Origin of the sequence: Turicimonas muris (genome assembly GCF_002221595.1) — a bacterium.
GTDB classification, from domain to species: Bacteria; Pseudomonadota; Gammaproteobacteria; order Burkholderiales; family Burkholderiaceae_F; genus Turicimonas; species Turicimonas muris.
Genome location: NZ_NHMP01000019.1, coordinates 1 through 5106, shown reverse-complemented (window position 1 = coordinate 5106; position 5106 = coordinate 1). Strand labels below are relative to the sequence as shown.

The 5106-nt window shown below is 47.0% G+C and carries 3 protein-coding genes and 1 pseudogene; 3 read left to right on the top strand and 1 reads right to left on the bottom strand.

Features of this window, described 5'->3' with window-relative positions; genetic code table 11:
- Positions 1-311: 311 nt before the first annotated feature.
- Positions 312-2732: a penicillin-binding protein 1A gene (locus ADH67_RS13155; RefSeq protein ID WP_066595421.1), complete on the bottom strand. Its 2421-nt coding sequence runs from the start codon at positions 2730-2732 to the stop codon at positions 312-314.
- A gap of 94 nt (positions 2733-2826) precedes the next feature.
- Here ADH67_RS13155 and ADH67_RS13150 point away from each other — a divergent pair, with 94 nt between their 5' ends.
- From ADH67_RS13150 to dgt, 3 genes and pseudogenes are all read left to right on the top strand, one after another.
- Entirely contained in the window at positions 2827-3363 is a 537-nt protein-coding gene (locus ADH67_RS13150) for a shikimate kinase (protein ID WP_066595419.1), read from the top strand.
- 2 nt (positions 3364-3365) lie between these two features.
- The gene (gene aroB / locus ADH67_RS13145; protein WP_066595417.1) at positions 3366-4448 is read left to right on the top strand and encodes a 3-dehydroquinate synthase; all 1083 of its coding nucleotides are present in this window, start codon (positions 3366-3368) and stop codon (positions 4446-4448) included.
- A pseudogene (dgt, locus tag ADH67_RS13140) lies at positions 4445-5026 on the top strand (dGTP triphosphohydrolase); the annotation flags it as partial. The gene aroB and the pseudogene dgt, both read left to right, overlap by 4 nt.
- Between the last annotated feature and the right edge of the window lie 80 nt (positions 5027-5106).

Sequence of the window (5106 nt, the reverse complement as noted above, 5' to 3'; positions counted from 1 at the left end):
TTTGCTATCTGCTTCTTTCAGCCTGTACATCACTGCACACACCTTGCAGATTCGCTAGCTCTTCCCACTAGCGGGCGAGCTCGGGACTTTCACCCTTTAGATTGCACTCATGCCGAGCACACAAAATACCGCAGATGGTTTCGTTGCAATCTGCGGTTAAGTGCCTATTCTTTAGAATCGGCAATCCCCATTAACTAACTACCCACGAGGCTGGCCTCGCTCAAGGAGTCGAATCAAAATTGATTCAGTAATGAGAACTATACACTAAATAAAAATGATTATCATTTAATTTATATAGGTATTTGCCCTAATTAGAAGATTTGACCTCGAATATTCGAATTCTGAATCAGAGCTCCTAACGGATCATTGTCTGCAGGCTGCACATCAACACCTAAAGAAGGAATAGCATCTTTGCGGTTGGTGTAGTAGTAATTGCCGCCTTCCTCAGTGACTCCCGAAGGTGCCTTACGAACAACTTCAGGATCGTTCTTGACTGCAAACTTCATGTAATCAACCCAAATAGGAAGAGCTAAGCTGGCGCCTTGAGCTCTTCTGCCTAATGTTCTTGGTTGGTCATAGCCCATCCAGACGGCAGCGAGCTGTTCTCCGGCATAACCGACAAACCAAACGTCATAGGAGTCGTTGCTGGTGCCGGTTTTCCCACCGATGTCTCTTCTCTTTAAGGTTGCTGTTGTTCGCGCTGCTGTACCGCTGGTGGCAACGCCGTTAAGCATCTTGTGCATAATGTAGGCATTACGCGGATCAAGTACTTCAGTTCCGGCAAGGCGTTCGGCTTCGACTGTGGACTGCATAAGAATCTTGCCGTTCGGGTCAGTAACCTTAGAAATCAAATACGGTTCGGTACGTTTGCCGACATTGGCAAAAACCGAGAATCCTTGGACCATTTCCCAAGGCGTGACGCTTCCTGCACCAAGAGCCAGAGAAAGGTGCGGCGGATGTTTGTCCGGTTCAAACCCAAATCGTTGAATAAAGTCGACGGCGTATCTCGGCGTAATGGCTTGAAGAATTCTGATGGAAACGAGATTAAGAGATTTTCTCAACGCATCTTTCATCATGACCGGACCGCTGAACTTACCTGAGAAGTTCTTTGGATTCCATTTCTTGAAGCCCGTTTCTGATGGATCTAAGACGATAGGGGCGTCGTTGATAACCGTTTGCGGAGAGAATCCCTTCTCGATGGCTGCCGAGTAAATAAATGGCTTGAAGGAAGAACCAGGCTGTCTCCAAGCTTGGGTTACATGGTTAAACTTGTTCAGATTAAAGTCATAGCCGCCTACCAAAGCTTGAATGGCTCCGGTCGTGTAGTTGGTTGCTATAAAAGCGGCTTCAGCTTGGGGCAGCTGTGTGATTTCCCATTCATTGTTCTTGCCGGATTGAATACGGACGACGGAACCTCTTTCGATCTTTAGGTCCGGTTTTGCTTTAGGTTGAAGAGAATTTTTAACAAAATCAAGATTCTTGCCTTTAATCGTGATTTGCTTGCCAGAAGAGTTTTGTACGACAACTTCTGTCGGAGAGGCTTTTAATACCACAACGGCCGGCATATCCGCTGCCACTAGGGCTTCCTGCAGAGCATTGTTAATGTTTTGCTGGGCTGTAGCAGGATTAGATAAGTCAACCTTATCTTCCGGCCCTCGGTAGCCACGGGAGCGGTCATAAGCTTGAACGTGGCTTCTCAAGGATTGATAAGCGTAATTCTGATCTTCTGAATTAATAGTTGTATAGACGTTTAAGCCACGGGTATAAGTTTCCTGCTGGAATACGTCGAACATCAAGGTTCTGACCAACTCTGCAACATATTCAGCGTGCAAAGAAGAATTCATCTTGGTCGGCGTCAAAGAGGATTCAGCAAGTCTGGTTAAACGTGTTTGAATCGGAGCATCCACCTCATGCTGATATTGGTCCGGCGTGATATAGCCTAAGTCTCTCATACGCCCGAGAACGTAGTCTCTTCTGACTTTTGCTCTCTTCGGGCTGGCGAACGGATTGTATACGGACGGCGCTGCCGGAAGACCAGCCAAAGTGGCGGCTTCTCCGATAGACAGCTGCTGAATATTCTTGCCGTAATATGTGCGCCCGGCGGCCGCAAACCCGTAAGCACGGTTGCCGAGGAAGATCTGATTCATGTAGATCTGAAGAATCTGATCTTTGGTGAGGTTGGCTTCGATCTTGAAAGCCATGGCAACTTCATAAAGTTTTCTGACGTAGCTTCTTTCGCTGGATAAGAAGAAGTTTCTGGCAACCTGCATGGTGATGGTGGAGGCGCCTTGGCTCTTTTTCCCGGAAGCAAAGTTGGCTAAAGCTGCGCGGACAAAACCTTTCGGTTCAATGCCGGCATGGTGATAAAAGCCGTCATCTTCAGCAGAAATCACGGCTTGCTTTACATGAGCCGGGATTTCATCGATGGTGACGAAGTCTCTTCTTTCTTCGCCGAATTCAGCAATAAGTTTCCCGTCTGCCGTCCAGACTCTCATCGGGACTTTCGGCTTGTAGTCAACTACCGTATCAATTGGCGGCAGCTGAGAGTACACAAGCGCAAAAACAAAGAGGGCCAATCCGATTCCAGCCAATGCGAGAGCAAGAATCGTAGCGATCGAATACTTAATAAAGGCAAAAAAACTTGAACCCGTCTTTTTGCGGGCAGGAGCTTTTTTCGCAGCAGCTGCTTTGGCAGGAGCTTTCTTTGGCGGAGTCTTTTTAGAAGAGAACACTGCTGAAAATATCTTAAATAGTTAAAGAAAACCAGCAAACATTATAAAATCTAAACCTCCGTATGATTATCAAGACAGCCACAATTACAGGCTTATGCATAACAATTCTGTAAAAGCTTACAAATCTATTTTTCTCATTGGAATGATGGGAGCCGGGAAATCATCATTCGGCAAGTACTGCAGCAAAGAGCTTGGCTATCAGTTCGTGGATTTAGACGAAGAGCTTGAGAACAGAACCGGCGTAAAAATTCCCGAGATTTTTGCAAAAGAAGGAGAAGAGGGTTTCCGTAGGCGCGAAACCGACCTCCTCAGAGAATTTATCGAGAAAGAAGGCTTTATCGTGGCAACCGGAGGGGGTGTGGTTATGCGGGATGAAAACCGGCAAATCTTGAAAAATGGAAATGCCTGTGTCGTGCATTTGACGGTGTCCCCGAGAATCTGCTTTTTTAGAACACGCAACTCAAGCCGTCCTTTGCTCCAAACGGAAAATCCGATGCAGACCATTGAAAATTTGATGCGGGACAGAGACCCGCTTTATACCGAGGTCAGAGATTTCTCGCTCGATACGGATAAGCTCAGTTTTAATCAAATGTGCAAAGAGTTGCTGAAGGAATTAGGAAAGGAAAAATAAGGATGATTTCAATCGATGTGAGCGTCAGATCAGCTCCGTACAAGATCTACCTGGGAGAAAATATTCTTCCTCAGCTTGCCCAAGAGCTAAAAAAAATTCATCCTTCTTCAGCTCTTATTGTGACCAATACAACGGTCGGCCCCCTCTACGGAGAAAAGGTACGCAAAATCTGCAACAAAGGGGTTCGTACCGAATACCTCGAATTACCCGATGGCGAAGCCTTTAAAAATTGGGATTCAGTTTTTATGGTGCTGACCAAGTTAGCGGAAATGGGCGCGGACAGAAAATCTGTCGTCGTCGCTTTAGGCGGCGGAGTGGTCGGGGATTTAGCTGGTTTTGCCGCCTCCATCTATATGAGAGGAATCAAATTTATTCAGGTTCCGACGACCCTTTTAGCTCAGGTTGATTCTTCCGTAGGCGGTAAAACGGGAATGAATATGGCAGCCGGTAAAAACATGATCGGATCTTTCCATCAGCCCTCTGCCGTAATCGCTGACTCTTCCGTGCTGAAAACACTTCCTGCAAGAGAAGTAAGTGCCGGCATCGGCGAAATTATTAAGCACGGTATGCTTGCCGACGCGGATTACTTTGCCGATCTCGAAGCAAATATGGAATCTTTGGTGGCGTTGGACTCGGGGAAAACTGCTGAAATTGTTGCCGGTTCCTGCAAGATTAAATCAGCCGTGGTGGCTGAAGACGAAAAAGAAGCGGGAAGGCGCGCTTGTCTGAATCTCGGACATACATTCGGTCATGCTATTGAAAAACTAACCGGTTACGGAACATGGCTTCACGGCGAGGCCGTCGGCTGCGGTCTTATACTGGCCGCAAACTTAAGTCAAAAACTCGGCAACCTGACAAAAGAAGATGTCGAGCGCGTAAGAAAATTGCTGGAAAGAGCCAACTTGCCTGTTCGAATCGAAGGCTTGTCGGTCGATGAAGCTATTAGAGCGATGAAGGGCGATAAGAAGAGTACGGGCGGCGTCATCCATTTCGTCTTACTCAACAAACTCGGTGAGTCATATGTTTCTGAAGTTCCGGAAGAACTGGTTCGGGAAGTTCTCGTTGAAGGAGGATATGTGGCATGATTCATGAAAATCTAGTTTTAGCTCCGTACGCTTGCTATTCTTCGGAATCCAAAGGGCGTGTTTATGCGGAAAATCCAAGTAAAACGCGTACCGAATTTCAGCGTGACCACGACAGAATCATTCATTCGACCTCTTTCAGAAGACTGGAGTACAAAACCCAGGTGTTTATTAACCATGAAGGCGATTTATTCCGCACTCGTCTTACGCACTCTATCGAGGTAGCACAGATTGCCCGTACTGCAGCTTCAAGACTGGCTTTGAACTGTGATCTGACGGGAGCTATCGCTTTAGCCCATGATTTAGGGCATACGCCCTTCGGACACGCCGGCCAAACAGCACTTAATGAATGCATGCGAATGTTCGGGGGTTTTGAACATAACCTTCAGTCCTTGCGGATCGTCGACAAACTTGAAGAGCAGTATCCTGCTTTTGACGGTCTGAATTTGACTTGGGAAACTCGCGAAGGCATTTTGAAGCACTGCAATATTCTCAATGCTATGCGCTTGGGCGATTTGGGTAAGAGATTCTTAGAATCGAGTAGGGCCGGTTATTACCCGTCCCTCTCACACCACCTGGCATGCCGTTCGGCACCAAGGCGGTTCCAGTAAACATCCCTACGTTCCAGATGCGGTTCGCAGGGCCTTTTCTAAACTGTACC